Here is a 26,853-nt window from a genome sequence, read left to right as displayed (position 1 = left end):
GGGACGGGTGCGGAATCCGGTTCCGTCCGGGGTGTTGTCGTCATGCCGTCGAGCGTGGGGGCGCTCGGATACGGGTGCCGAGAGCCCACCGATGCTGGTACTGGCAGCACCTGGCAGGGGCCGGGTCGGGCGCCGAGTATGGGGGATGTGACGACGGGGATGGGGATGGGGACGACACAGCGCCGCCGGCCTGAGCTGGCCGCGTTTCTGCGCAGCAGGCGCGCCCGGGTGACACCGCACGACGTCGGCATGCCGCCGGGCTTCCGTCGGCGTACGCCGGGGCTGCGCCGCGAGGAGGTCGCGCAGCTCTCGGGGGTGGGCGTCACCTGGTACACCTGGCTCGAACAGGGGCGTCCGATCAACGCGTCGGCGCAGGTCCTGGACGCCGTGGCGCGCACGCTCCGGCTCGACGCGCCGGAGCGGGAGCATCTGTACCACCTGGCCGAGGTGCCGTACGCGCATCCTCCGGAAGTGCTCGCGCAGACGGTGGGGCCGGAGATCCAGGGCATCCTCGACGCCCTCGAGCCACGCCCGGCGGTGGTCTACAACTCGCGGTTCGACATCCTGGCCGCCAACTCCGTCTACCAGGACGTGGTCGGGACAGAACCGCTGTCGGACGGCCCGGTGCCCAACGTGTTGTGGCGGCTGTTCGCGGTGCCGGAGGCGGAGTCGCCGCTGATGTTCCGGGAGACCGAGCTGCCGGTGATGGTGGCGATGCTGCGCTCGGCCTACGGACTGCATACCGGCGAGCCCGCCTGGGAGGAGTTCATACGCGGGCTGTCGGCGGCGAGCCCGCTCTTCACGCGGCTGTGGAAGAGCGGGGACGTGGCGGAGCCGGGGCGGCGGGTGAAGACGTTCCGGCATGCGGAGGTGGGCGAGATGCGGATGACGTCGGTGTCGTTGTCGGTCAACGGCATGCCGGAATGCCGGATCGTGGTCTACACCCCGGCCGACGAGGAGACTCGGCTCCGCGCGGAGGCGCTGACAGCGACGAAAAGATCCCACCCCTGAAAGGGATGGGATCTCATCGATTCGATCGTGAACGACTCTCGATCTTTGACAACTCAAGAGTGTCGATCTGTGGAGCTAAGGAGAATTGAACTCCTGACCTCCTGCATGCCATGCAGGCGCTCTACCAACTGAGCTATAGCCCCTTGCGTTCTTCCCGCTCGGCGGGGCGAACAAGAAGAACTTTAGCCTGCGACCTGCCGGAAAGTGAAATCCGGGGTCGGGGCCCTGGAGGGCCGCTCAGTCGTCGTCGCCGAGCACCGGTTCCGGGAGCGTGCCGGCGTTGTGTTCCAGCAGGCGCCAGCCGCGGGCGCCCTCGCCGAGCACGGACCAGCAGCAGTTGGAGAGGCCGCCGAGACTCTCCCAGTGCTGGGACTCCAGACCGAGGAGACGTCCGATGGTGGTGCGGATCGTGCCGCCGTGGCTGACCACCACGAGGGTGCCGTCCTCGGGCAGCTTCTCGGCGTGCCGCAGCACGACGGGAGCGGCCCGGTCGGCCACCTCGGTCTCCAGCTCGCCGCCGCCGCGGCGCACCGGCTCCCCGCGCTTCCACGCGGCGTACTCCTCGCCGTGGCGGGCGATGATCTCCTCGTGCGTCAGCCCCTGCCAGACGCCCGCGTAGGTCTCCCGCAGGCCCTCGTCGTGGGTGATGTCGAGGTCGGTGAGGGCGGCCAGCTCGGCGGCCGTGTTCGCCGCCCGCTTCAGGTCGGAGGCGACGATCGCGTCCGGCTTGAGGGAGGCCAGCAGCCGGGCGGCGCGACGGGCCTGGCCGATGCCCGTCTCGGTGAGTTCGACGTCCGTGGTGCCCTGGAAGCGGCGCTCCACGTTCCACGCGGTCTGGCCGTGCCGCCACAGGATGACGCGTCGACCCCGGCCCGCCTTGCGGCCGTCGGCCCCGGCGGTCACCGCACCTCCCCGAACTCGGAGGCGTCCTCCTCGGCCTGCAGCTTGGCGTGCTCGGCAGCCTTGCCGCGGGTGGCCTTGGCCTCGGCGGGGAGGTCCAGCTCGGGGCAGTCCTTCCACAGCCGCTCCAGGGCGTAGAAGACGCGCTCCTCGCTGTGCTGGACGTGGACGACGATGTCGACGTAGTCGAGCAGGATCCAGCGGGCGTCACGGTCGCCCTCGCGGCGGACCGGCTTGGCGCCGAGCTCCTTGTTGAGCCGCTCCTCGATCTCGTCGACGATCGACTTGACCTGACGGTCGTTGGGAGCGGAGGCCAGCAGGAAGGCGTCCGTGATCGACAGCACATCGCTGACGTCGTAGGCGATGATGTCGTGCGCGAGCTTGTCGGCGGCCGCCTGGGCGGCGGCGGAGATGAGCTCGATGGAGCGGTCAGTGGCGGTCACTACGCGGCTTTCGGTCGGCGGTCAACAGACCTCAAGGGTCTCACGGACCGCGGACGGCACCCCACGTGAATAACGGATCACGCCCCGGAAGCCGGTCGGGACACCGGCTCCGGCCTCCGGGGCATGCTCTCCATCACGACGGCGCGGCTACGGCGGCTACGGCGTCATGAAGCCGACGACGGCTTGTAGTCGGTGCCGAGGATCACCGAGACGTCCGCGTTCGCCGAGACTGTGCCCTTGGTCACGGTGCTGGTGGGCAGGCCCAGGGTCTTGGCGACCTCGGTGGCGTTCTCCTTGTCGGCCGCGTCGGAGTACGTGATCTTGGACGTGGCCGAGGTCCCGGACGCCGTGCCGGCCTCCAGGAAGGTGAAGCCGCCGTTGAGGAGGACGACGCGGGCCTTCTCGGTGTCGTCCTTGACGCCGGTGGCGTTCTGGACGGCGACCCGGACCGCCGAGCCCTCGTCGGGGCTCTTCGCGGTGCCGCCCAGGATGTCCTTGACGACGCTGGCCGAGGCCTGCGCGGTCAGGGTGCCGTCGTTTTGGACGGGCAGCAGGGCCGTCTTGTAGTCGCCGCTCTTGGCGAGGTCGGCGAGCTTGGCGAGGAAGGTGCCGAGGTCCTTGTCGGTGAGCGGCGGGTCCAGGATCTGGGCCAGCGTCTGCACGGTGGTGGTCGCCGCCGTCGGGTCCGAGGTCAGCTGCCGCAGCACGCCCTGCATGACCTGGCCGAACCGCTCCAGCTGGGCGTTCTGGGCCTCGCCGGAGGCGCGGTAGGTGGCGTAGGCGACGGCCATCTTGCCGCTGAGGGTCTGGTCCTTGCCCTTGTGGACGAGGGGCGCCGCGTTCTTCTTCGTCGCGGCCGGGTCGGGCACGTCGGCGTTGGTGTCGAGGTCGATGTTGCCGACGAGGTCGACCAGGTTCTGGAGGTAGGGGGTGTCGAGGCGCCAGGTGCCCTCGATGTCGGTGCCGAGGACCGTGTTGAGCTGGTCGACGGTCCCGGAGGTGCCGTCGTCGCCGACCGACTTGGCCAGCGTCGTCGTGTTGCCGTCGTCGTCCGTGAGGGCGAGGGAGTTGGGCAGCAGCACGGTAGTGCCCTGCTTCAGGGTGGTGTTGTCGACGAGCAGCACCGAAGAGGTGCCGCCCTTCGCGGTGTTGTGCAGGTGGACGACGATCACGTCGCGGTTCTGGGCGCCGGCGGCCGTCGTGGTGCCCGACTTCGCGGCGGACGAGGAGACTCCGGGGAGCTTCCCGGCGTACCAGAGATAGCCGACACCGCCGGACGCGACCAGCGCGAGGACCACGACGAGGGCGACCATGCGGCCGCGGGCGCGGCGCTTGGCCTCCTCGCGGCGCTCGGTGCGGTTCTCGGTGAAGTTCAGCCAGTCGATGACGTCCTCGGAGTCGTCGGTCGGCTCCTCCACGAAGGCGAACTGCTCGGTGCGGTAGTCCCGTTCACCCGTCTCCGGGGTCTTCGGGGCTTCCGTGTCCTCGGCCGGGCCGCCCTGCTGCGGGATGTAGGCGGTCTGTTCGGCGACCCGGGGCTGCTGTCCGCTGGTCGCGGTCTGCCCGTAGGGGTCGTAGGCCGTCGTCGTCCCGGTGGCGTACGGGTCGTAGCCGGACTGGGGCGCCTGCTGCTGGCCCGTGTCGTACGTACCGGTGTCGTAGGACGGGGGCTGCTGCTGGGTGCCGGTCGCGTACGGGTCGTAGGCGTAGCCCTGTTGTTGCTGCTGGCCGTACGGGTCGTACGGCTGCTGCTGCGGGGGCTGTTGGGTCTGCTGGGCCGGGACCTGGCGGTAGACAGGCTGGTTGTACTCGTCGTAGCCGACGAGTTCGTACTGGTCGCCGCCGTACCCGGCGTCGTATCGGTCGTTCACCGGTGCCCCTCTCGGCTCACTCGCCGCGGTACAGCTCGCGCTTGTCGATATAGCGCACGACTCCGTCGGGCACCAGGTACCAGACGGGATCGCCCTTCGCGACTCTCGCACGGCAGTCTGTTGAGGAGATGGCCAGTGCGGGAACCTCGATCAGCGAGACGCCGCCCTCCGGGAGACCCGGGTCGGTCAGCGTGTGGCCGGGGCGGGTGACCCCGATGAAGTGCGCGAGGGAGAACAGCTCCTCAGCGTCCCGCCAGGTCAGGATCGCGCCGAGGGCGTCGGCGCCGGTGATGAAGAAGAGGTCCGCGTCGGGGTTGATCGCGCGCAGGTCGCGCAGGGTGTCCGTGGTGTACGTGGGACCGCCGCGGTCGATGTCGATACGGCTCACCGAGAACTGGGGGTTCTCGGCGGTCGCGATGACCGTCATCAGGTAGCGGTCCTCGGCCAGGGCGACCTTGCGGTCGGTCTTCTGCCACGGCTGGCCGGTCGGGACGAAGATCACCTCGTCCAGGTGGAACTGCGCGGCGACCTCACTGGCCGCCACGAGGTGTCCGTGGTGGATCGGGTCGAACGTTCCGCCCATGACGCCGAGACGGCGCTTGCCGGGGTTCGACGGGCCGTTGTTGCGCGGGCCGTTCGCCATTCGGATCTCCGTGCCGCGCGTCGTGTCGTTCGCCGGACCGGTAGGCATGTCCTGCTCTCCCATGCGTGCAGACCCTACCGGCCCGGTGTGAAGGCCCCGAGACCCGTCCGGCGGACAGAAAGGGACAGACCCTAGCGGTCGCGGTTGAAGCGGGTGGTGATCCACAGCAGGAGCATCAGGACGATGAACGCGCCGCCACCGGTGATGATCGGCTGGAGGCTCTCGTGGTTGCCCCCACCCTCCCCCTCGGCGGCAAGGGTGACCAACTGGGCAGCGGTGCCGTGGATGCTCATCTTCAGCAGAACCTATCCGGTGTGGGCGGGATAAAGATGTCGGCCCATGGTAAGCGGGCACCCCGGCGACGATCACGCCGACTCCGCCATTGGAAGCCGACGGGCGGCCGGCCGGAGGCCGTTGGGCGACCGATCTGAACGCGACAGGGAACTCGACGGGCGCCTCAGTCGTCCTTCTGTTTGTACCCGCGCAGCAGGAACCACGCGGTCAGGATGCAGCCGAGGAACATCACGATCAGTACGACCCTGAGCAGATCCCCCGACCCTTGCCGGGGGGCGGCGCTCGCGGCCTCTGCGAGCCAGGCGGCTGCGGAATGGGGCTCCATGCGTTGACTCCTTCGCTGTACTGCCCGTCAACGGTATCTCCGCCTAGGCTGGGCTCTGCTTCGGGGGCACTCAGGGCACACACACGCACTTGGGGGACCACATGTCCGAAGACGGCCACGAGCAGAACGGGCACGAGAACGTACCGAGCAGGCAGCGCAGGCGCTTCCCGGGGATCTCCTCGCGTGCTTACGAGCACCCGGCCGACCGCTCCGCCCTGGTGGCGCTGCGCAAGCTGACCGGGTTCGACACGGTGTTCAAGGCGCTCAGCGGGCTGCTGCCCGAGCGCAGTCTGCGGCTGCTGTTCCTGTCCGACTCCGTGCGCGTGTCGGACCAGCAGTTCGCGCACCTCAACGACATGCTGCGGGACGCCTGTTACATCCTGGACCTGGAGAAGGTCCCGCCGATGTACGTCACCCAGGACCCGCAGCCCAACGCGATGTGCATCGGCCTGGACGAGCCGATCATCGTCGTCACCACCGGCCTGGTCGAGCTGCTCGACGAGGAGGAGATGCGGGCAGTCGTCGGCCACGAGGTGGGCCACGCGCTGTCCGGCCACTCCGTGTACCGCACGATCCTGCTGTTCCTGACCAGCCTGGCCCTGAAGGTCGCCTGGATCCCGCTGGGCAACCTCGCGATCCTGGCGATCGTGACGGCGCTGCGCGAGTGGTTCCGCAAGTCGGAGCTGTCCGCCGACCGCGCGGGTCTGCTGGTCGGCCAGGACCTGCGGGCCTCGATGCGCGGCCTGATGAAGATCGCCGGCGGCAACCACCTGCACGAGATGAACGTGGACGCCTTCCTCAAGCAGGCCGAGGAGTTCGAGTCGGGCGGTGACCTGCGCGACTCGGTGCTGAAGATCCTGAACGTGCTGCCCCGCTCCCACCCGTTCACCACCGTGCGGGCGGCCGAGCTGAAGAAGTGGGCCGAGTCCCGCGACTACCAGCGGATCATGGACGGCCACTACCCGCGGCGCAGCGAGGACAAGGACACCTCGGTGACGGACTCGTTCCGCGAGTCGGCGGCGAGCTACGCCAGCAACGTCAAGAACTCCAAGGACCCGCTGATGAAGCTGGTCAGCGACTTCGCCGGCGGCGCGGGCGACCTGGGCGGCCGGGTGCGGCGCGGCTTCGGCGGCTTCGCGAGCTCGGCCCCGCAGGGCGAGCCGCCGACGGGCTCGGCCAACGGCACGGAGCAGCCGCCGACGGACGACACACCGCCGCGCGACGAGAACTGACCCGCACCTGACCCCTCGCCTACGGGGCCGACCTCGCCCACGACGGGGAGGGGTCGGCCCCGCTCGCGTACGACAGGCAGGGCGAGAGGCAAGGCGACAGCCGGGGCCAACAGCCATGGCGGCGAAGAGCCCTTGTCGGGCACGCCCCCCCGGCGCGGAAATTCAGGAAACTCACACCTTCGGCTGCGCGCTCGTCGCCAGCGTTCCGCACAGCGACGTCGCGCTGCCCGTCGCGTACGGGTCCGTACCGGCCGGGCCGCCCGCCTTGGCGGTCTGGCCGGCGAGCAGGGGGCGCAGCTGGGTCACGGAGTCCTCGGCGCAGGACAGGGGCCCGGCCTCGACGTAGGAGAGCACGAGTTGGGCCTGGTGCATGCGCAGGTCGTCGCGGTCGAAGCGGAAGTGCAGTTCGCGGCGGACGGTGAACAGGGACACCTGGGCGGCCTTGTCGCCGGAGCCGGTCTCGACCGTCGAGCCGGTGGGCCGTAGGGCGTAGACGAAGGTTCCGTCGGCGGTGACTTCGAGGGTGGACGAGTCGGTCTCGGTGGCTTCCAGGGTGCCCTGGACGCGGATCTTGGGGTCGGCCAGCTGGACGCGTGCCGGGTCGAAGCGAACCAGCCATCCGGTGGGCTCGTGCCGGCCGTCGGCGGTCGGGTGCTCGAAACTCTGGTCGAACTGGTCGAGTTGGTCCGGGTCGACGAGGACGCGCGCGGGGCGGATCTGTCCGCCGGTGAGCACCGCCGGGTAGAGCGAGGACTCCACGATGTAGTCCTTGGCGGTGCTCAGGGCGGCGATGACCTGGCTGTCCGAGAAGTGCGCGGTGCGCCGCGCGGCCGGCAGCGGTACGCCCTCGGCGCCGACGCCGAACTGCGCGGCGGGGCTGTGCGCGTAGAGGTACTCGGCGTCGGCCGCCCCCGGGACCTCGCCCTGGGGGGACAGCGGGATGACGGTCATCCGCAGCGGCTCGGCGGGCTGCTGGGCCGTAGGAGTCGTATAGGGGTGCCGTACGCCCATGTAGATCGCGGTGCCGAAGGCGACGGCGATCAGCATGACCAGGATCAGGGCCTGGCGGGAGAGACCGCGGCGCAGGGCCGGGCGGCGGCGGACGGCGGGGGCGTGGTCGGCCATGCGCTCCCGCGCGGAGAACTCCTGGAGGCGGGCAGCGCGGACGAACGACTCGTCGAAGACGACGGATCGGTACTCGTCCTCACCACCACCGGGAGCGCCCTCGGGCATCCCCTCGGGTGGGTCTCCTGGACCGCCCATACTTTCAGAGTAGGTCTCCGGAGCCTCAGGTAAACGCCCTGCTACACGACAAGTTCTGACAGGTTCTCACCGAGCCCGTCACAGCTCGCTCAGGGCGTGCGGGGTACCGCGGACAGCGGTGGCTGGGAGTTGTCGGCGGAAGCGGAGGGTGCCGCCGCCGTGCCCTGTTCCACGCCGGTGGAGGCCGGGGGCGGGACGCGGTCGCGGCCGCCCGAGGACGCGCCCCGGTAGACCGCCGAGAAAGCCAGGGCGACCATGCCGATGCCCATCACGAGGGCGAGCAGCCAGGCGACGGGGCGGTGCCAGCGGACCTGTTTGCCGTAGGTCCCCGGGGCGCCGTAGCGGCCCTCGACCAGATCGGCGTCGTCGAGGTCGTCGAGTTCCGGATCATGGCCGAATTCGCGCCCGTAGGCGTCCTCGAACGGATCGTCGTCGCCGCGTGCGCGTCTGCCGTGCTGCGCGCGGCGGGCTTCGGCCTCGGAGGCCTCGGCTCTTGCCTGCGCGGCGGCCAGGAGGCGTTCGACCGCGGTCGGCTCGTGTACTACGGCCGCCCGTATGAAGGCCTCGTCAAAGACCACGGATGCGAACTCTTCGTCCGACATTCCGCGGTCGTGGTCGTCGTCGGGCTCCCAGCCGTCGGGAAACGGCCTGCCCCCCACGTCCTCCGGCACCTCTCCAGAGTAGACCTGGGGGGTCAATTTGGGCAGGCGGTAGGGAAATTCATCCGTTGAGTGAGACGCCTCTCCCCCGACGAGCCGTTATGCCCATCGCATATGCCAAACGGCACGACCTCAGCGGCGGATGTGCCCGTCGCCCGTGACGATGTACTTGGTGCTCGTCAGCTCCGGCAGGCCCATCGGGCCCCGTGCGTGCAGCTTCTGGGTGGAGATCCCGATCTCGGCGCCGAAGCCGAACTGGCTGCCGTCCGTGAAGCGCGTGGAGGCGTTCACGGCGACGGTGGTGGAGTCGACCAGCTGGGTGAAGCGGCGGGCGGCCTGCTGGGAGCCGGTGACGATCGCCTCGGTGTGGCCGGAGCTCCACAGCCGGATGTGCTGGACGGCCTTGTCGAGCGAGTCGACGACGGCGGCGGCGATGTCGTAGGAGAGGTACTCGGTGTCCCAGTCCTCCGGGGTGGCCTCGACGACGGTGGCCTCGGAGTCCTTGGCGTAGGCGAGGACACGCTCGTCGGCGTGCACGGTGACGCCGGCCTCGGCGAGGGCGTCCAGGGCGCGCGGCAGGAACTCCGGGGCGATGTCCTGGTGGACGAGGAGGGTCTCGGCGGCGTTGCAGACGCTGGGCCGCTGGGCCTTGGAGTTGATCAGGATGTCGATCGCCATGTCGAGGTCGGCGTCGGCGTCGACGTAGACGTGGCAGTTGCCGACGCCGGTCTCGATCACGGGGACGGTCGACTCGCTGACGACGGTCTGGATCAGGGAGGCGCCGCCGCGCGGGATCAGCACGTCGACGAGACCCCGGGCGCGCATCAGCTCGCGCACGCTCTCGCGGCTCTCGCCGGGCACCAACTGCACGGCGTCGGCGGGCAGTCCGGCCCCGCCGACGGCGTCGCGCAGCACCCGCACGAGGGCGGTGTTGGACTCGTAGGCGGAGGCCGAGCCGCGCAACAGCACCGCGTTGCCGGACTTGAGGCACAGCGCGGCCGCGTCCACGGTCACGTTCGGGCGGGCCTCGTAGATGATGCCGACGACACCGAGCGGGACGCGGACCTGGCGCAGGTCGATGCCGTTCGGGAGGGTCGAGCCGCGGACGACCTCGCCGACCGGGTCGGGCAGCGCGACGACGTCCCGTACGTCCGAGGCGATGGCCCGCACGCGCTCCGGGGTCAGCGTCAGCCGGTCGATGATCGCCTCGCTGGTGCCGGCCGCGCGGGCCTTGGCGATGTCCTTGGCGTTGGCCTCGACGATCTCGCTCGTCCGGACTTCCAGCGCGTCCGCGATGGCGAGCAGCGCGTCGTCCTTCTCGGCACGCGGCAGCGGCGCGAGGTCGGCGGCGGCGGACTTGGCGCGGTACGCGGCCTGCGTGACCGGGGACAGGGAGTCGTACGGCGAGAGCGTGGTCATGAGGGAAGGGTAGTGCGCCCTGCGGGGACGTCCAGCGGCTGTACCAAACCGCGAGACAAGCGCGGAAGGCCCCGAAGACGGCTCAAACCAGACGTCAGAACGGATGTACGCCGACGGGGGTCGCGGGCAGCGGGCCGTACCCCTCGGAGATGCGCTGGTGGTAGGTCTCGCGGTCGATGACCTCCAGGCCGACGATCTCCCACGGCGGCAGCTTCGCGGTCTGGCGGTGCTCGCCCCACAGGCGCAGCGCGACGGCGGCCGCGTCGTGCAGGTCGCGGGCCTCTTCCCAGTAGCGGATCTCCGCGTGGTCGTTGGCGTAGCGGCTGGTCAGCAGAAAGGGGTGGTCGTGGGCGAGCTGTTCCAGACCGCGCCGCACCTCCTTCAGCGGGGCCTCGCCACCGGAGACGCTGAGGGTGACATGCCAGAGCCGGGGGAGGTCCTTGGGTTCCTCGCCCTCGTACCGGGCGCCGGCCGCGACGCTGGTCAGCGTGCGCTCCTCGCCGGGCGCGCGGGAGGTCGCACCACCGCGGGACGCCGCCGCCCCAGGGCGCACTCGTCTCACGACGGCCTCCTTACGCAGTGGTCGAGCTGCGGTGCTCGCGCGGAATGTGTCCCCGAGACAAAGTTGAGCAGGCCGAAGCCGTCCGCGTGGCGCTTTTACGGAAGGTCCACCGCGGGGAGGCGGACGTTTCGGTTGTTTTACGGGTGCAGGATCACCAGGTCGTCCCTGTGTACGACTTCCCTCTCGTACGACGGTCCCAGCTCCCGTGCCAGTTCCCTGGTGGAGCGGCCGATCAGCTGGGGGATCTCCTTGGCGTCGAAGTTGACGAGACCCCGGGCGACCGCGAGCCCTTCGCCGTCCCGGAGTTCGACGGGGTCGCCCGCGCTGAACTCGCCCTCGACGGCGGCGATTCCGGCCGGCAACAGGGACATCCGGCGCTGTACGACCGCGCGCACGGCACCGTCGTCGAGCGTCAACGAGCCCTGGGGGGTGGACGCGTGCTGCAGCCAGAGCAGTCGGTCGGCGGACCGCTTTCCGGTGGCGTGGAAATAGGTCCCCGTGTCGCCCCCGCCCATCGCGTCGGCCGCGTGGACCGCGCTGGTGAGTACGACGGGGATGCCGGCGGCGGCGGCGATCCGGGCCGCCTCCACCTTGGTCACCATGCCGCCGGTGCCGACGCCGGCCTTGCCCGCGCTGCCGATCTCGACGTGCGCGAGGTCGGACGGCCCCCGGACTTCCGCTATCCGCGAGGTGCCCGGCTTGCTGGGGTCGCCGTCGTAGACGCCGTCGATGTCGGAGAGGAGGACCAGCAGGTCGGCGTGGACGAGGTGGGCGACGAGGGCGGCGAGCCGGTCGTTGTCGCCGAAGCGGATCTCGTCCGTGGCGACGGTGTCGTTCTCGTTGACGATCGGGAGGGCGCCCATGGCGAGGAGTTTGTCGAGGGTGCGGGAGGCGTTGCGGTGGTGGGAACGGCGGCTCATGTCGTCGGAGGTGAGCAGGACCTGTCCGACGCGGATGCCGTACCGGGCGAAGGACGCGGTGTAGCGGGCGACGAGGAGTCCCTGGCCCACGCTGGCGGCGGCCTGCTGCCGGGCGAGGTCCTTGGGGCGGCGACGGAGTCCCAGCGGGGCGAGGCCGGCGGCGATGGCGCCGGAGGAGACGAGGACGACCTCTTTCTCTCCGCCGCTGCGGCTCTTCGCGAGGACGTCGACGAGTGCGTCGACGCGGTCGGCGTCCAGGCCGCCTGCGGCGGTGGTCAGCGACGAGGAACCCACCTTGACGACGATCCTGCGGGCCTCGGTCACGGCCTGCCTTGCCCCTGCCACGTGCGCGGTCCCCTCGGGTAGGTCGGGGTGGCAATCTACGCGAACCGGGTTGGGCTGTGCACGTTGGTCCAGGTCGCGGACAGGAGGGTTGAGTGCCGGGTGCGGCCCGGTGGGGGCTGGTCGCGCAGTTCCCCGCGCCCCTTAAAAACGCAGGTCGGCCGATGTCTTTCAGTGGCGCGGGACTGTGCCGAATTGCGGCTCCCCCGCGCGGGCGCGACCTGAAAACACAGGCCAGCCGATGTCTTTTAGGGGCGCGGGGAACTGCGCGACCAGCCCCCACCGGGCTGCACTATGAACTCAACCGACCCTCAACATCCGACGTGCTTTCCTCGTGACCCGGCGGAGCAAAACCGCCCCCTCCCGGTACCCCTCAACCTCTCGGGCCTCCCGGGGTTCCGCCAGGTACACGGAGTCAGGCAGCCCGGCCGACGCGGAGCGGAAGTGGGGATACGCCAGGTACACACGTCGGCCACCCCTCTCCAGGACGGCGTCAGGACGCTTCTTCGACTTGATGAACTCGACGACATCCAGGAGGAGTTCGGGGCGTTCCTGCGCGACCAAGTGCAACCGCAGCCGCTCGTCGACCTTGAGGCGTACCGCCACCTCGTCCGTCCAGTGCGCCGCCATCAACGGCTTCGCCAACTCGAACTTGTGGCGCCGCACCTCCTCGCTGTCCTTGGCGTACTTCGGCCCGAACTGCGGCAGCAAGGTCACCAGAAACGGCCGGACCATCAGCTTGTCCCGCTCCACCCCCGGCGGGACCATCTCCGCGATGAGGTTCATCAACGCCCGCGCGGAGTCGAAGCGCAGGGTGTAACTCCCGCTCTTCGTCACGTGTTTGCCGTCGTCCCGGCCCACCAGGTAGTAGCAGATGTGATCGGCGATCACGGAAACGCCGTCGGCCCGGAGATACGCCTCCATCGTGAACAGCGCGTCCTCGCCGGTGAACAGCGACTCGTCGAACCGCATGCTGTGCTTCTCCAACAACGCCCGCCGGAACAGCTTCTGCGCGCTCAACGTGAACTTGATGTTGGAGTGGAAGACGTCGGTACGCTCCAGCGTCTCGACCCACGCGGCCTTCGGCGGAACCCTGTTGATGCCCTCGACCTTGCCGAGCACCACGTCCGTACCGTTGCGGTCGGCCATCGCGACCATGCGCTCCAGCGCCTCCGGGGCGAGCCGGTCGTCGGCGTCGAGGAAGAAGACGTAGCGCCCGCTCGCCTTGCCGAGGCCGACGTTGCGCGGGGAGCTGGGGCCGCCGGAGTTCTCCTGGCGGATCACGGTGACGTGGGTCGCGGCGCGGGCCGCGAACTCCTCCAGGTACTCCCCCGTGCCGTCCGTCGAACCGTCGTCCACGGCGACGACCTCGATCCGGGCCGGGTCCAGGGTCTGCGCCTCGACCGAGCGCAGGCACTCGACGAGGTACGGCATCGCCTCGTACGCCCCGATGACCACGGTCACATCAGGCTGCGGCACGGTCACGCGCCCCCCTTTGTCCATTGAATCGCCATCTACAAGACGGCCGACCGAGTGGATCGGTTGTCCTTCGTCAGCAGGGGATACGCAAAAGAGCCCGGTTTTCGAGGATCACTCCCCAAAAACCGGGCTCTTCTTGACCAAGTTCTGACTCGACCAGGTTCTGACGCGTGCGGGTTCCGACGCGTGCGGGTCAGCCGACCGTGGGGTCCGCCGACAGATGCGCCTCGGCCGACTGCGGACTCGCCCCGTCACCGCTCGCCGCCGCCCGCTCCTGGCCGACGTTGCGGGTCTCGGACTTGGCCGCCAGGTTTCCCACCGCGGTGTTGAACTGCTGGATGGACGTGGGCTCGTCCGGACCGAGCAGGTACTCCTTGAGTTCCTTGCGGTCCTCGGCCATCGGGTCGGCGTCCGGGGTGCGGACCGCCGCGAGCAACTCGCCCAGTTCCGACGCCTTGTTGGACAGGATCACCGCGGCACGCACCGCCGTGTTCTGCCGCTTGAACTCCTCCACGCCCAGCGCCGCCGAGTCCGTCACCGCGTACGGCTTGCCGCTCGCGATGAAGTCGGAGACCACGCTGGAGATGTCGGAGACCATCGCGTCGGACACGTTGAAGCAATCGTACAGGCGCGGTTCGGCGCCCGAGATGACGCGGTGCTCGAAAGTGCCGAAGGAGTTCCAGTACGCGGTGTTCCACTCGGCGCGCAGCCGGGCGATCTCCTCGTACTTGGCGAGGTCGACCACACCGTCACGGGTCTGCTCGGCCTCGTCGGCCTTGTCGGCGCCGCCGCCGGTCAGTTCCGCGATGCGGGCCTCGATGCGGGCCAGATCGGCCTTGGCCTTCGTCTGGACGGCCGCGTCGGCGGTGAAGCGGGGGTCGCTCGCGCGCTGGACGGCGGCCTTCTCGACGAGGGCGACGACCTTGCGGTGCGCGGAGCCGGCCGCGGGGCTGACCGTGCCGGTGAAGGGGTGCGGCTTGTACAGGACGCGCACCGGCGGGTCGGCCTTGAGCAGCTTCTTCACGATGTTCTCGCCGGCCCTCAGGAGGGAGGTGTTGCCGGGGTCGTTGTCCCAGCCCTCCCACGTGGGGGCGTAGAGGACCGTGGGGATACGGCCGTCGGGGACGCCCTGCCAGGTCTGGATCGGGGCGAGTTGGGGGCGGCCGACCTCGACGATGTCGTCGTCACGGACACCGACGTCGGCGATGGCGTAGCGGTCGCGGCCCGCGCGGCCGGCGGTCCACACCTCGTCGTAGACCTTGCTGAACGGGTTGACGCTGGCCAGCTTGTCGCTGTCGCCGTGGCCGATGAAGACGTGCTTCATGGTGGGGACGCGCAGCAGGTGGATGTTCTTGCCGACGTTCGCCGCGTAGAGCGCGACGCGCACGGTCGACAGGTCCAGGTTCATCAGGTGCACGCCGCCGGGGACGCAGATGACCGGGACCTTCGTGGACGCGAGGTTCTGCAGTATGACCCGCTCGCGGAGCAGGACGAGCGGACGGGTGTCCAGCTCCTCCATGGTCTCCAGCCACATGTTGACCTGGTACGCCGAGTCCTTGGAGCCGGAGAAGTAGAGCACCGTCTGCGGCTTGTACTCGTGCAGCCAGTCGTCGACGGCCGCGAGGATGACCTCCGGCGTCGGCGGGATCTTCGTGCCCCTTATGTACGGCAGGAGCGCGAGGACGTAGAGGCTGCCCAGGACCAGGGTGACGCCGATGCCGATGAAGCCCGCGACGGCCGAGTCGAGCTGGGCCGAGATCAGCAGGCCCACGACGGCGAACAGGTCGAGGTGGAGCATCTTCTCGGCGGAGCGCTCCAGCAGGCCGAACTTCGGGGCGTCCGGGATGCGGATGCGGGCGCCGAGGTCGACGTTGCGGGTGGCGACCGGCATCCGGCGCCGGTTGCGGATCAGGGTGACGACCGCGCCGTGCGGGGCCTGGAGGCCGTAGAAGGCGATGAAGCAGGCGATCGCGCCGTAGAAGATGAGGTTGTCGGAGAGGTTCATGCGGGCCAGCAGCAGGATCAGCAGGAGCTGGCGGATCAGGAAGCGGATGGAGAGGCCCGCTCTGACCTTGCTGAGACGGTTGATCAGGTAGCTGGCCTGGCGGTGGAGGTAGTGGTCCGCGACGTACGTGACGACGGCCGCGGCGGCGAAGGCGGGCACGCTCGGGATGAGGGCGGCCAGCATGAGGGCCGGGTATCCCAGCATCATGAGGGCGGCGGCGGCCAGCTCAGCCGCGCTGCCCACTCTGGCCACGCGAATAGCGGTGGAAATCACTGATAAACCTGCTCTTGGGGGTTTCGAGTAATTTACCGGGATCTCAGAAGCAGGCTTAATTAAACGCCGTCCTGGACGTCCAGAACCGAGGCGAGGGCGGCCTCGAAGCCGGACGCCCTGGCCGCGCCGGCCGTCGGGTCCTGCTGGCGGACGTCGATGACGTGGCCGGTCAGCTCGGACAGCAGCACGTCGAGCGAGGTGCGGGCCACGGCCTCGGAGGAGAGCAGCGTGCCGGTGGGCTCCTGGCCGAAGGCCTTGGTGCGCATCGGGGTGGCGGTGCGCTCCGGGTTGATGCAGTTCACGCGGATGCCGTCGCCGGCCCACTCGTCGGACAGGGCCTGCGTGAGGTTGACCATCGCGGCCTTGGTCGAGGAGTACAGGCTGTACTCGGCGCGGCCGCGCGTGTAGCTGCTGGAGGTGTAGAGCAGCAGCTGGCCCTTGGTCTCGGCCAGGTACTTGTACGCGGAACGGGCGATCTGCACGGGCGCCAGGTAGTTGACCTTCAGCGCCTCCTCGATCGTCGCGTTGTCCGTCTCGGCCAGCTTGCCGATGCGCAGCACGCCCGCGGTGTTGATGACGTAGTCGATGCGCCCGGTCTCGCCGTACGCCTTGGACAGCGCGTCGTCGACCTCCTCGGGGTTCTCGACGTGCGTGCCGGTGGTCGAGCGGCCCAGCGCGTACACCGTGGCGCCGTAGCCCTCGGCGACCTCGGCGATGTCCTTGCCGATGCCGTACGAGCCGCCGAAGACGACCAGCGTCTTGCCGGTGAGCAGCTCGCGGTAGGCGGCCTCGTCGACCTGCTCGGGCGCGGCCGTGGAGGCGAGCTGGAAGAGCTTGTCGGCGATGAAGACGTCGACGGGCTGGGTGACCTTCATGTTGTACTCGTCGCCCGCGACGACGTGGATCGGCACGTCCGGCAGGTACTTCAGGACGACCGAACAGTCGTCCGTGGCCTGGAAGTTGGGGTCACCGGCCGCGACCTCGTAGGCGCGGCGGATCGTCGACAGCTTGAACGCCTGGGGCGTCTGGCCGCGGCGCAGCCGGGAGCGGTCCGGGATCTCGGTGATGAACTCGCCGTCGTCGCCGTGCGTGCGGGTCACGATGATGGTGTCGGCGGACGGGATGGCCACGTCCACGGCCTGGAAGCGCTCCAGGGCGATCACACAGTCGTCGATCACGCGCCGCGAGAGCAGGGGGCGCACGGCGTCGTGGAAGAGGACGTTGCGGTCCTCGCCCTCGGCCAGGCCCTCACCCAGCGCGGCGATGGCGCGCTCGGTGGTCTCGTTCCTCGTCGAGCCGCCCTCGATGATCCGGGTGACCTTCTTGAAGCCGGCCTTGGCGACGATCTTCTCGATGTCCGGGACGTAGCCCGGCGCCATCAGCACGATGATGTCGTCGATCGAGTCGGCGTTCTCGAAGGTGGTCAGGGTGTGCTCGATGACTGCCTTGCCGGCGATCTTCAGCAGCTGCTTGGGGATCGAGAGACCCACCCGCTGGCCGGTACCGCCGGCCAGGATCACTGCGGTGGTGCGGGGCTTGGCTATGTGCGACACAGGTGACCTTGACCTACCTCGGGACAACGGGGGAACTCGCAAATGGTCCCACTCGCGGTTACCGCAGTGCAAGGCGAGTGACCTCCACCGCATATGTGCGCGACACCTGTCATTCATCTTGCACTGCTGGTAACCGAACGATGACGCTTCAGCGGCGACGGAGCTTCTTCAGACAACGGTGTCCGAGAACACGCACGAGTTCCTTCGACGACGTCTGGTGAACCGTCCGCGCCTTCGCCGGCGCACTGTGCCGCACGGGCGCCGAAGCGGCCGCCGCGAGCGCCCCGTAGAGCGCCTGCGCGGCCACTTCGGGAGCGATCCGCGGCACCCCGGCCGCCTTCCCCACGGCCCCCGACGCGGCCTCGGGTACGGCCGACAGCAGGGCCGTGTCCCCTACGACCCGTACGCCCGTGGCGGCAATGGTCCCCGCCATCTCGGCACCGATCGCGCCCGCCGCCTCGACCGCCCACTGAGGCGTGGTGATCTTCACGTCCTGCGCGGTCGGGCTGCACGCATTCTTCATATGCATGACCGCGCCGTTGCGCACGAGCTTGGAATACAGCTCGTCGGGGAGTCCATTGCCGCGGAATTCCACGTTGAGCTTCCGCAGCATTTCGGTCTCGGCGAGGGTAAGAGAACGGTTCGCCGCGTCCGGAACCGGCTGCAGAAGATTCTCGGGCAGTCCGAGCAGCGTCTCGAAGGTGCGCAGCAGTCCGTCCCGGTCACTGTCGTCGACGACTACGACGGTGACGCGCTCGGGACCCACGACCCGGGCCCAGCGCTCGACCAGCCGGTCGTGCCGGTGCCGCCGCCAGAAACTGGGGTTGGGCTGCTCGTACGGCGCCTTGCGGAGCATGTGCTCCAGCCAGTTGTCGTAGCCCATGCGCAGGCCGTTCTGCACGTACTGCTGCCACTGCGAGGGCATGATCCGCGCCAGCGGGCGCAGCGTGATCAGGATGTGCACGCGCTCGCCGCCGAGCTGTTCCACGATCCTGGCCAGCGTCTCGTCGTCCTGGGCGTCGGCGAAGAACTCGCTGCTGATCACCGAGGTGCGGTCGCCGGTGGCCCGCACGGCGTCGAGGAGGCGCGTCCAGTGCTTGTCGGTGGGCACGGTGTCGCCCATCATCGCGGGCCGTGCGCAGGCGGCGAGGGCCGCTTCCATCGGGTGCCTGCTGTGCGCGGGGAAGTCGACGCCGTGCTCGGGCATCGTGTCCTTCGCGGCGAAGAGCGCGCCCTGGATGGCGGTGGTCCCGGTCTTGTGCGGGCCGATGTGCAGCAGCCGGGTCCCGACGGGCAGCGCTTCCTTAATACAATCCGTCTCCATGGTTAACGGACGGTAAGAGTTGTTCCTGAGTTTGACCTGAGAGGAGCCTGGGACACAGATGAGTCCCAGGCTCCGGTCACACAGGGTTCACAAATTTCTCTACGACAACGTCTATACGACGGTGACGCCCGGGTCGCCCGACTCCACCCGGAGTGAGGCATAGGTGCTGGGCGTGGCCGTGGGCTTGACCACGGTGTCCACGACCCGCACCTGGGCGTCGATACCGTCGCGCCGGATGTCGAACAGGTGGTAGCCGCGGTGGGCGTCGATCACCTTCCAGTGCGGGTTGTCCGCCATCAGCGGGTCCCACTGGGCGTGGAAGGCGGCCTGGTCCTGGTCGCCGTTGCTGGAGATGGACGTGCCGACGAACTCGGCGCCGACGACGTCGGAGTCCGGATCGGCGAAGTCCTCCTTCAGATCGCTGATCATCGTGAGGTGCCGGTCGCCGCTGAGGACCACGGGGTTGCGGACGGACTTGAAGTCCTCCAGCAGGGCGTTGCGTTCGACCTGGTAGCCGTCCCAGGCGTCGTAGAACCACTGCTTGCCCGCGCCGAGCAGGGTGTCCGTCTCGGCCATCATGATCTGCGAGGCGATGACGTTCCAGCGCGCGGGCGAGTGCTTCAGCCCCCTGAGCAGCCACGCCTTCTGCTCGGCGCCCATCATCGTCATCGCCGGGTCCTCGGCGCCGGCCTGCGTGGTGGCCTGGTCGCTGCGGAACTGCCGGGTGTCGAGGACGTTCAGGCGCATCAGCCGGCCGAATTCGAGGCGCCGGTACATCTGGATGTGCGGCCCGTTCGGTACGGCGCTCGCCCGTACCGGCATGTGCTCGTAGTACGCCTGGAAGGCCGCCGTCAGCCGCGCGACGAACGCGTCGTGCGACTGCTTGTCGGGGTCCTGCGGGACCTCCCCCGCCCAGTCGTTGTCCACCTCGTGGTCGTCGAAGGTCACGACCCAGGGGGTGTTGGCGTGCATGGCGAGCAGGTCGGGGTCGGTGCGGTACTGCGCGTACCGATTGCGGTACTGCACCAGGCTGTACGGCTCCCCGGTCCCCTCGTGCCGACGCGGGCCCCCGCCCGAGGGCGCCGACTCGTAGATGTAGTCACCGACGAAGAGCACGAAGTCGGGGTCCTGGGCCAGCATGTCGGCGTACGGCGTGAAGTAGCCGTTCTGCCAGTTCTGGCAGGAGGCGAGCGCGACGCGCAGCCGGCCGCCGGAGCTGTTCGCGTGGGGCGCGGTACGGGTGCGTCCGGTGGCGGAGATCTGCCCGCTGACGCGGAACCGGTACCAGTAGTCACGGCCGGGCCGCAGCCCCCGTACATCCACGTGAACGCTGTGCCCGTACTCGGGCCGCGCGGGGGCGATTCCGCGGCGCACGCTCTTTCTGAAACGGGCGTCCTCGGCGATCTCCCATTCCACGGGGACCACTTGGTCCGGCATCCCACCGCCGTTCAGCGGGTCCGGGGCGAGCCGCGTCCACAGCACGATGCCGTCGGGCAGCGGGTCCCCGGAGGAGATGCCGAGGCTGAACACACCGTCGGGCAAAGGCGTTTCGGCAGCTCGGGCGGAAGTGGGCAACCAGAGCTGGGCGGAGGCGGCGGCCCCCAGCACAGCCGCCCCGGCCGCGAGAAAACGTCGTCGATCGGGTGATACGGCTCCGGTCATCGGTGAACTCCCTTGCGACGTTGGCCTCTTGGGTCACTTGGAAGCCTCACAGTGCGCGGAGTCCCGCCCGTTGAACAGTAAGTATCGCGTCCATGACAAACAAGCGCACAGCAAGAGACCCGTTACTTCGAGAGCAACGGGTCTCAGCCACTTTGGTCACGGCGGCGAATGATCTTCACGCCTGACGGGCGATCACCGGCGCGCGAGAGGCGCCGGGCGGGTCGTTCAGAACGGCTTGAAGTCGTTGAACTCCTGGGTCGCCTCGTCCCGTTCGGCCTGGTTGTCGCGGCGGCGCTGTGCCGCCGGGCGCGGGGCCTCGAAGCGGTGGTCCTCACCACGCCGGCCCAGCATCTCCGCGCCGGCCATCACCGTCGGCTCCCAGTCGAAGACGACCGCGTTGTCCTCGGGGCCGATCGCGACGCCGTCGCCGGAGCGGGCGCCCGCCTTCATCAGGGACTGCTCGACACCGAGGCGGTTGAGGCGGTCGGCGAGGTAGCCGACGGCCTCGTCGTTGCTGAAGTCGGTCTGGCGGACCCAGCGTTCGGGCTTCTCGCCGCGCACGCGGAAGAGGCCGTCCTCCTCCTGTACGACGGTGAAGCCGCTGTCGTCGACCGCCTTCGGGCGGATGACGATCCGGGTCGCCTCCTCCTGCGGCTTCGCCGCACGCGCCGCGGCGATCACCTCCGCGAGCCCGAAGGAGAGCTCCCGGAGTCCCGTGTGCGCGACCGCCGACACCTCGAAGACGCGGTAGCCGCGCGCCTCCAGGTCGGGGCGCACCATCTCGGCCAGGTCCTTGCCGTCCGGTACGTCGATCTTGTTCAGGACGACCATGCGCGGGCGCCGGTCGAGGCCGCCGTACTGCTTCAGCTCCTCCTCGATCGTGTCGAGGTCGGAGACCGGGTCGCGCTCGGACTCCAGCGTCGCGGTGTCCAGGACGTGCACGAGGACGCTGCACCGCTCCACGTGGCGCAGGAACTCCAGGCCGAGGCCCTTGCCCTGGCTCGCGCCCGGGATGAGACCGGGGACGTCGGCGATCGTGTAGACCGTCTCGCCGGCCGTGACCACGCCGAGGTTCGGGACCAGGGTCGTGAAGGGGTAGTCGGCGATCTTCGGCTTGGCCGCGCTCAGTACGGAGATCAGCGAGGACTTGCCGGCGCTCGGGTAGCCGACCAGGGCCACGTCGGCGACCGTCTTCAGCTCCAGGACGATGTCCTGGAGGTCACCGGGGACGCCGAGGAGCGCGAAGCCCGGTGCCTTGCGGCGGGCCGAGGCCAGCGCCGCGTTGCCGAGACCGCCCCGGCCGCCCTGTGCGGCGACGTACGAGGTGCCGTGGCCGACCATGTCGGCGAGGACATTGCCCGCGCCGTCCATCACGACTGTGCCGTCCGGCACCGGCAGGACCAGGTCCTGGCCGTCCTTGCCGGAGCGGTTGCCGCCCTCGCCGGGCTTGCCGTTGGTGGCCTTGCGGTGCGGGGAGTGGTGGTAGTCGAGGAGCGTGGTCACGGACTGGTCGACGATGAGGATGACGTCACCGCCCCTTCCGCCGTTGCCGCCGTCCGGGCCGCCGAGCGGCTTGAACTTCTCACGGTGGACGGAGGCACAGCCGTGGCCTCCGTTACCCGCGGCGACATGCAGCTCGACGCGGTCCACGAAGGTGGTCATGGGATGTGCCTCCAGTTACGTACAAGAAAGTCTTGGGGGTGCAGCCACGTGCTGCTACCAGTAGAAACACGCGAAAGGCGGACCCGCTTCCCGGAAGGGAAGTGAGGTCCGCCTCGCGAAAGCTTCCGATCAGCTACCTGATGTGTCAGGCGACCGGAACGATGTTCACGACCTTGCGGCCACGGTGCGTACCGAACTCCACCGCACCGGCGTTCAGCGCGAACAGCGTGTCGTCGCCGCCACGGCCGACGCCCGAACCGGGGTGGAAGTGGGTGCCGCGCTGGCGGACCAGGATCTCACCAGCGTTGACGACCTGACCGCCGAAGCGCTTCACGCCGAGCCGCTGGGCATTGGAGTCGCGACCGTTCCGGGTGGACGATGCGCCCTTCTTGTGTGCCATCTCTCCTCAGTCCCTTACTTCGCAGCCGCGGGGATCTCAGTGACCTTGATCGCCGTGTACTGCTGGCGGTGGCCCTGACGACGGCGGTAACCGGTCTTGTTCTTGTACCGAAGGATGTCGATCTTGACGCCCTTGTGGTGGTCCACGATCTCGGCCTGGACCTTGATGCCGGCCAGCACCCACGGGTCGCTGGTCACAGCGTCGCCGTCGACAACGAGCAGGGTCGAGAGCTCGACCGTGTCGCCAACCTTGGCAGTGGAAATCTTGTCAACCTCAACGATGTCGCCGACAGCAACCTTGTGCTGGCGACCACCGCTGCGCACGATGGCGTACACGCGGATCTCACTCTCTAGCTCAGGGACGGCACCCCCGCAGTCCAGCCGCCCTGCGGAGCAGACGGCCTCTCCCGGCGGAACACGCCCGGGAGGAAGAGGTTTACGGGGATGTGGCGTGTCACCAGTGGACACGCCGACAGTCAAGGTTACGGGGCCGCAGCCGAACGGGTCAAACCGGGCCCGGTGGGGAGTGCGACTGGTCACACGGACCAGCCGCACCCGCCCGGGGTTCAGCCCTCGTCGGTGGAGGCGGTGACGGAGGACGGGTTCGTCTGCTCCGCCGCCGCGGTCTTCTTCGACGTGGTCTTGGCGGCCTTCTTGGCCGTCGTCTTCTTCGCGGCCGTCTTCTTGGCCGCGGTCTTGGTGGCCGCCGTCTTCTTGGCAGCCGCCTTCTTCGCCGGAGCCTTCTTGGCGGCCTTGCGAGCGGCCGTCTTCTTGGCCGGAGCCGCAGCCTCTGCATCGGCTTCGGCCTCGACGACCGGTGCCTCCACCACGGCCGACGGTACGACCGTCACGGCCGCCTCCTCGGACGCGGTCGGCGCGGTCGCCTTGCGCACGGCACGACGCCGGGGGCGGGCCGGAGCCGCGCTCTCGACGGGCGCGGGCGCCTCGGGCTGCTCGACGGGCGCCGGCGTCTCGACGACCACCGGAGCGGCCTCGGTCACCGTCACCACGGCGGCCTCCTCGGACCCGGCCGGCGAACCGGCGGGCGCGGTCGCCTTACGGGTCGCCCGGCGCCGCGTACGGCCCTTGGGCGCGGCATCGTCGACCACCGGAGCCTCGACGACAGGCGCGGACGCGGGCGCCGGGGTCTCCTCCATCACAGGAGCCTCGACAACCGGGTCCTCCACGGCAACGGGCTCGGCCTGCGCGACAGCGGCCGGCTCGGCCTCCTCACGCACCTCGCGCGACTGCCGCTCGTTCCTCGGCGCACCGGCCGGAGCCGACGCCCGCCGGCTCGTCCGGCGCCGCGAACGCCCGCCACGGGTGGCCGCGGCCTCCGCCTCGGCGGCGCTGCTGTACAGGTCCTCGTCGGGCCGGAACTCGGGCTCGGCGAACGGAACCGGTGTGGCGACCTCGGCGGCGACCTCCGCCTCCGTCTCGACCTCGTCGTCGGTCACATCGTGCTCGTGGTCGTGCTCGTGCGTGTCGTGGACGTCCTGCCCGGTGCCGTCACCGCCGCGCCCGCGCCGCTTGCGCTTGCCGCCGCCACCGACCGAGGTCGGCTGCTCCATGTGCACGATGACACCGCGGCCGTTGCAGTGGACGCAGGTCTCGGAGAAGGACTCAAGGAGGCCCTGTCCGACGCGCTTGCGGGTCATCTGGACCAGGCCGAGCGAGGTGACCTCGGCGACCTGGTGCTTCGTACGGTCTCGGCCCAGGCATTCGAGCAGGCGCCGCAGGACGAGGTCCCGGTTGGACTCCAGGACCATGTCGATGAAGTCGATGACGACGATGCCGCCCAGGTCGCGCAGCCGCAGCTGGCGCACGATCTCCTCGGCCGCCTCCAGGTTGTTCCTGGTCACGGTCTCTTCGAGGTTGCCGCCCTGACCGGTGAACTTGCCGGTGTTGACGTCGATCACGATCATCGCTTCGGTCTTGTCGATGACCAGCGAACCGCCGCTGGGCAGCCAGACCTTGCGGTCCAGCGCCTTCATCAGCTGCTCGTCGATGCGGTACGTCGCGAAGACGTCGACCTCGGAGGTCCAGCGGGACAGCCGGTCCGCGAGGTCCGGGGCGACGTGCGCGACGTAGCCGTGGATGGTGTCCCACGCCTCGTCGCCGCTGACGATGACCTTGGTGAAGTCCTCGTTGAAGATGTCGCGCACGACGCGGACGGTCATGTCCGGCTCGCCGTAGAGCAGGGACGGCGCGTTCGAGCCGCCGCCGCTCTTCGCCTTCTTCTGGATGTCCTCCCACTGCGCCTGCAGCCGCTCGACGTCACGGCGCAGCTCGTCCTCGCTCGCGCCCTCGGCGGCGGTGCGCACGATGACGCCCGCGTCCTCGGGGACGATCTTCTTGAGGATGGTCTTCAGCCGGGCCCGCTCGGTGTCGGGCAGCTTGCGGCTGATGCCGGTCATCGAGCCCTCGGGGACGTACACGAGGTAGCGCCCCGGGAGGGAGACCTGGCTGGTCAGACGCGCGCCCTTGTGCCCGATCGGGTCCTTGGTGACCTGCACGAGGACCGACTGGCCGGACTTCAGGGCGGACTCGATGCGGCGCGGCCCGTTGGCCATGCCGAGCGCCTCGAAGTTGACCTCACCGGCGTACAGGACGGCGTTGCGCCCCTTGCCGATGTCGATGAACGCGGCCTCCATGGAGGGCAGCACGTTCTGGACCTTGCCCAGGTAGACGTTGCCGACGTACGAGGTCGACTGCTCCTTGTTGACGTAGTGCTCGACGAGCACGCCGTCCTCCAGGACGCCGATCTGCGTGCGCTCGCCGCTCTGCCGGACGACCATCACGCGCTCGACGGCCTCGCGGCGGGCGAGGAACTCCGCCTCGGTGATGATCGGGACGCGGCGGCGTCCCTGCTCGCGGCCTTCGCGGCGGCGCTGCTTCTTGGCCTCAAGGCGCGTGGAGCCCTTGATGGACTGCACCTCGTCGCTGGGGTGGTCGTCCTTCTTGGCGCGCGGCTCGCGGACCTTGACGACGGTGCGCTCGGGGTCGTCCGCCGACGCGGGCGCCTCGCTCTCGCCGCCCGAGTCACCGGCGCGACGGCGCCGACGGCGCCGGCGACGGCTGCTGCTCGACCCGGAACCGCCCTGGTCGTCGTCCGCCTCCTCGGCGTCCTCCTCGACCTGCTCGGCGGTGTCCTCGGCATCCTGGGCGACCTGCTCGGCGGCGTACTCGTCGCTGTCGTCGCCCTCGTCCTCACCGGTGGCGGACTCGCCACGACGACGACGCCGGCCACCACGCCGACGGCGGCGGCGCGAACCGGTCTCCTCAGCCTCGTCACCGTCGGCGGAGTCCTCGGCCTCGTCGGGCTCCTCCTCCACGGCGGTCTCGACGACGACCGGGGCCTCGGGCTCCGCCTCGGGGGCGGCACCCCGGCGACGACGCCGACGGCGACCGCCGGTCTCCTCCTCGACGACCTCGACCGCGACCGGCTCCGCTACGACGACGACCTCTTCCTCGTCGTCCTCCACGGCCTCGGCGGCAGCGGCCGCGGCGGCCCGCTCCGGGGTCTGGAACATCGGCTCGGTGAAGACGGGCGCCTGGAACACGGCCACGGCGGGCCGCCTCGGGCGGCGCGGTCCGTCCTCCTCCTCGGCGGTGTTCCCGTTCTTGGGCGCGGGCGCGGAGAACCCGCCGGCGGCGGTCCGCACGGCCCGGCGCCGACGACGCGGCCCGGAGTCCTCGGCCGGAACCTCGTTCGTCTCCGCGGTGTTCTCGTCGTTCACAGGGGCCTCCTCGCCCACGGGCGTCCCGGCAGGCGCGGACACACGGCGCGTGGCGCGACGACGGCTCCGACGCGGCCCGGCATCCTCGTCGGACGCGGCAGCGGCGGAACCTTCGGTCACTTCGGTGGCAACGACGGCGGCGGGCGCCACGATCGCTTCGGTGCTCTCGGCGGCCTCAACGGCCTCGGGCGCACCGGCAGGCGCGGACACCCGACGGGTGGCACGCCGACGCGTACGCCCGGCAGGCGCGGCAGCCTCTTCCGTTACGACGGTGGGCGCCTCGGCGACGACAGGCGCGGCCTCGGGCTTCTCCTCCGGCTCCACCACGGCAGCCGGGGCAACGGTCTCGGGCGCGGTCACCCGGCGCGTGGCACGACGGCGGCCGCGGCGCGGAGCCGCATCCTCGTCGGACACGACAGGCGCCGCGTCTTCCTCTGCTGCGGCAGGCGCGGCGGCGGCAACGGCCGGCACCACGATCTCGGCCGCCTCGGGCACCTCACTAGCCTCGGGCGCACCGGCGGGCGCGGACACCCGACGGGTGGCACGCCGACGCGTACGCCCGGCAGGCGCCGCCTCGTCCGCCACAGGCGTCTCGACGGCGGCAGGTGCCGCCACGACAGCAGGTGTCTCTACGGCAGCGGGCGCCTCGACACTCTCGTCGGCCCCGCTCTTCTCTTCTGCTTCGCTCACCTCGGCCGGTATGGCCGGAGCGCCGCTTTCGACCGCGCCCTCGGCGCCGGTCGGCGGTCCCGCCGGGCGAGACGCGGCGCGGCGCCTGCGGCGCGGCGGCAGCGTGTCGCTCGGGGTGTTCAGTTCGGAACCCTCGGCGGGTTCGGTCGGTTCGAGCATGCGGGCGTTTCTCCCGTCAGGCT

At 69.9% G+C, this 26,853-nt stretch carries 22 protein-coding genes and 1 tRNA gene; 2 read left to right on the top strand and 21 right to left on the bottom strand.

The window, feature by feature from the left end:
* Window positions 1–165 precede the first annotated feature (165 nt).
* Window positions 166–1,011, top strand: coding sequence for a helix-turn-helix transcriptional regulator (locus tag ACIBK4_RS33275; protein ID WP_399000719.1), 846 nt, complete (start codon window positions 166–168; stop codon window positions 1,009–1,011).
* A 70-nt stretch (window positions 1,012–1,081) separates the two neighbouring features.
* Here ACIBK4_RS33275 and ACIBK4_RS33270 read toward each other — a convergent pair.
* From ACIBK4_RS33270 to ACIBK4_RS33240, 7 genes are all read right to left on the bottom strand, one after another.
* Window positions 1,082–1,154 (bottom strand) — tRNA-Ala (locus ACIBK4_RS33270).
* 94 nt (window positions 1,155–1,248) lie between these two features.
* Complete coding sequence (locus ACIBK4_RS33265; protein ID WP_033285926.1) at window positions 1,249–1,914, bottom strand: histidine phosphatase family protein; 666 nt, start codon at window positions 1,912–1,914, stop codon at window positions 1,249–1,251.
* On the bottom strand, window positions 1,911–2,354 hold the full coding sequence (rsfS, locus tag ACIBK4_RS33260; protein ID WP_266768610.1) for a ribosome silencing factor: 444 nt from the start codon (window positions 2,352–2,354) through the stop codon (window positions 1,911–1,913). The genes ACIBK4_RS33265 and rsfS overlap by 4 nt, the downstream gene beginning before the upstream one ends.
* A 164-nt stretch (window positions 2,355–2,518) precedes the next feature.
* Window positions 2,519–4,225, bottom strand: coding sequence for an LCP family protein (locus ACIBK4_RS33255; protein WP_399000716.1), 1,707 nt, complete (start codon window positions 4,223–4,225; stop codon window positions 2,519–2,521).
* A gap of 16 nt (window positions 4,226–4,241) precedes the next feature.
* A complete protein-coding gene (gene nadD / locus ACIBK4_RS33250; protein WP_078652786.1) occupies window positions 4,242–4,931 on the bottom strand; it encodes a nicotinate-nucleotide adenylyltransferase in 690 nt (229 codons plus the stop codon).
* A gap of 68 nt (window positions 4,932–4,999) precedes the next feature.
* A complete protein-coding gene (locus ACIBK4_RS33245; protein WP_033285922.1) occupies window positions 5,000–5,161 on the bottom strand; it encodes a hypothetical protein in 162 nt (53 codons plus the stop codon).
* A gap of 164 nt (window positions 5,162–5,325) precedes the next feature.
* Window positions 5,326–5,487 carry a hypothetical protein gene (locus tag ACIBK4_RS33240; protein WP_033285921.1) on the bottom strand — a complete coding sequence of 54 codons (162 nt, stop codon included), beginning with the start codon at window positions 5,485–5,487 and terminating at the stop codon, window positions 5,326–5,328.
* Window positions 5,488–5,588: 101 nt separating this feature from the next.
* Here ACIBK4_RS33240 and ACIBK4_RS33235 point away from each other — a divergent pair, with 101 nt between their 5' ends.
* Window positions 5,589–6,719, top strand: a complete 1,131-nt coding sequence (locus ACIBK4_RS33235) for a M48 family metallopeptidase (protein WP_399000714.1) — start codon at window positions 5,589–5,591, stop codon at window positions 6,717–6,719.
* Between the two features lie 171 nt (window positions 6,720–6,890).
* Here ACIBK4_RS33235 and ACIBK4_RS33230 read toward each other — a convergent pair whose 3' ends face one another.
* The 14 genes from ACIBK4_RS33230 to ACIBK4_RS33165 all read right to left on the bottom strand — a co-directional run bounded on the left by ACIBK4_RS33230 (window position 6,891) and on the right by ACIBK4_RS33165 (window position 26,830).
* Window positions 6,891–7,982, bottom strand: a complete 1,092-nt coding sequence (locus ACIBK4_RS33230) for a hypothetical protein (protein WP_399000712.1) — start codon at window positions 7,980–7,982, stop codon at window positions 6,891–6,893.
* 89 nt (window positions 7,983–8,071) lie between these two features.
* The gene (locus ACIBK4_RS33225; protein WP_393755495.1) at window positions 8,072–8,680 is read right to left on the bottom strand and encodes a hypothetical protein; all 609 of its coding nucleotides are present in this window, start codon (window positions 8,678–8,680) and stop codon (window positions 8,072–8,074) included.
* 93 nt (window positions 8,681–8,773) lie between these two features.
* Window positions 8,774–10,060, bottom strand: coding sequence for a glutamate-5-semialdehyde dehydrogenase (locus ACIBK4_RS33220; protein WP_399000709.1), 1,287 nt, complete (start codon window positions 10,058–10,060; stop codon window positions 8,774–8,776).
* 94 nt (window positions 10,061–10,154) lie between these two features.
* Entirely contained in the window at window positions 10,155–10,613 is a 459-nt protein-coding gene (locus tag ACIBK4_RS33215) for a hypothetical protein (protein ID WP_019063252.1), read from the bottom strand.
* Window positions 10,614–10,759: 146 nt separating this feature from the next.
* On the bottom strand, window positions 10,760–11,866 hold the full coding sequence (proB, locus tag ACIBK4_RS33210) for a glutamate 5-kinase (protein ID WP_399000806.1): 1,107 nt from the start codon (window positions 11,864–11,866) through the stop codon (window positions 10,760–10,762).
* Between the two features lie 318 nt (window positions 11,867–12,184).
* Complete coding sequence (locus ACIBK4_RS33205) at window positions 12,185–13,369, bottom strand: glycosyltransferase family 2 protein (protein ID WP_399000707.1); 1,185 nt, start codon at window positions 13,367–13,369, stop codon at window positions 12,185–12,187.
* A 187-nt stretch (window positions 13,370–13,556) separates the two neighbouring features.
* Window positions 13,557–15,641 carry a hypothetical protein gene (locus ACIBK4_RS33200; protein WP_399000705.1) on the bottom strand — a complete coding sequence of 695 codons (2,085 nt, stop codon included), beginning with the start codon at window positions 15,639–15,641 and terminating at the stop codon, window positions 13,557–13,559.
* 59 nt (window positions 15,642–15,700) lie between these two features.
* On the bottom strand, window positions 15,701–17,194 hold the full coding sequence (locus ACIBK4_RS33195) for an SDR family NAD(P)-dependent oxidoreductase (protein WP_399000703.1): 1,494 nt from the start codon (window positions 17,192–17,194) through the stop codon (window positions 15,701–15,703).
* Between the two features lie 148 nt (window positions 17,195–17,342).
* On the bottom strand, window positions 17,343–18,518 hold the full coding sequence (locus tag ACIBK4_RS33190; protein ID WP_399000701.1) for a hypothetical protein: 1,176 nt from the start codon (window positions 18,516–18,518) through the stop codon (window positions 17,343–17,345).
* Window positions 18,519–18,629: 111 nt separating this feature from the next.
* On the bottom strand, window positions 18,630–20,180 hold the full coding sequence (locus ACIBK4_RS33185; protein ID WP_399000699.1) for an alkaline phosphatase D family protein: 1,551 nt from the start codon (window positions 20,178–20,180) through the stop codon (window positions 18,630–18,632).
* Between the two features lie 225 nt (window positions 20,181–20,405).
* Complete coding sequence (gene obgE / locus ACIBK4_RS33180) at window positions 20,406–21,842, bottom strand: GTPase ObgE (protein WP_399000697.1); 1,437 nt, start codon at window positions 21,840–21,842, stop codon at window positions 20,406–20,408.
* A 145-nt stretch (window positions 21,843–21,987) separates the two neighbouring features.
* Window positions 21,988–22,242: a 50S ribosomal protein L27 gene (gene rpmA, locus ACIBK4_RS33175; protein ID WP_019063244.1), complete on the bottom strand. Its 255-nt coding sequence runs from the start codon at window positions 22,240–22,242 to the stop codon at window positions 21,988–21,990.
* Window positions 22,243–22,256: 14 nt separating this feature from the next.
* Entirely contained in the window at window positions 22,257–22,577 is a 321-nt protein-coding gene (gene rplU, locus ACIBK4_RS33170; protein WP_006374708.1) for a 50S ribosomal protein L21, read from the bottom strand.
* 230 nt (window positions 22,578–22,807) lie between these two features.
* The gene (locus ACIBK4_RS33165; protein WP_399000695.1) at window positions 22,808–26,830 is read right to left on the bottom strand and encodes an Rne/Rng family ribonuclease; all 4,023 of its coding nucleotides are present in this window, start codon (window positions 26,828–26,830) and stop codon (window positions 22,808–22,810) included.
* Between the last annotated feature and the right edge of the window lie 23 nt (window positions 26,831–26,853).

Origin of the sequence: Streptomyces sp. NPDC050528 (assembly GCF_044457795.1) — a bacterium.
Classification (GTDB): domain Bacteria; phylum Actinomycetota; class Actinomycetes; order Streptomycetales; family Streptomycetaceae; genus Streptomyces.
The sequence above is the reverse complement of the archived record's forward strand: the minus strand, read 5'-3'. Positions and strand labels throughout refer to the sequence as shown.